At 72.1% G+C, this 240-nt stretch carries 1 protein-coding gene; it reads left to right on the plus strand.

Going from position 1 to position 240, the window contains the following annotated elements; genetic code table 11:
- The coding region (locus ACLQ2R_RS39715) for a beta-ketoacyl synthase N-terminal-like domain-containing protein (protein WP_425966570.1) at positions 1–240 on the plus strand (240 nt) is incomplete at both ends.

A 240-nucleotide genomic window follows, 5' to 3' on the forward strand; every position in this document is an offset into this window, starting at 1 on the left:
TGCAGGTGGCGTGGGAGGCGCTGGAGCGGGCGGGCATCGACCCGCTGTCGCTGAGGGAGAGCGACACCGGCGTCTTCATCGGCGCGATGTACGACGACTACGCCGCCCGCCTGCGGACCGCCCCCGAGGACCTGGAGGGCATGCTGCTGGCCGGCAACGAGTCCAGTGTGGCGTCGGGGCGGATCGCGTATGTGCTGGGGGTGCGGGGGCCGGCGTTGACGGTGGACACGGCGTGTTCGT

Source organism: Streptosporangium sp. DT93 (assembly GCF_049844535.1).
Classification (GTDB): Bacteria; Actinomycetota; Actinomycetes; order Streptosporangiales; family Streptosporangiaceae; genus Streptosporangium.